This is a genomic window from Acinetobacter sp. NIPH 1852, from assembly GCF_022549455.1.
Taxonomy (GTDB): domain Bacteria; phylum Pseudomonadota; class Gammaproteobacteria; order Pseudomonadales; family Moraxellaceae; genus Acinetobacter.
The window spans coordinates 1-266 of sequence record NZ_JAKZGG010000069.1; the positions used below are offsets into that span (position 1 = coordinate 1).

1 tRNA gene is annotated in these 266 nt (G+C 38.0%); it reads left to right on the forward strand.

The features are described 5' to 3' along the window. Positions 1–19 precede the first annotated feature (19 nt). Positions 20–95, forward strand: a tRNA-Ala gene (locus tag MMO38_RS16610). Positions 96–266: the final 171 nt, after the last annotated feature.

Genomic DNA, 266 nt, shown 5'->3' on the forward strand with positions numbered 1-266 from the left:
GAATTCACAATGATAAGCTGGGGACTTAGCTTAGTTGGTAGAGCGCCTGCTTTGCACGCAGGAGGTCAGGAGTTCGACTCTCCTAGTCTCCACCACGTACTTTACGGAGTACGGGCTAAAGATTACAGAATTTAGTGAATAAGAAGATCGAATGATCTTAGTTTATTAAATTCTGTGATTTATCACAGTTTAATGTAGCTGACGAGGTTACATTAATTCATTAACAGATTAGTAGAATTGAGTCTGAAATAAATTGTTCAAAACTC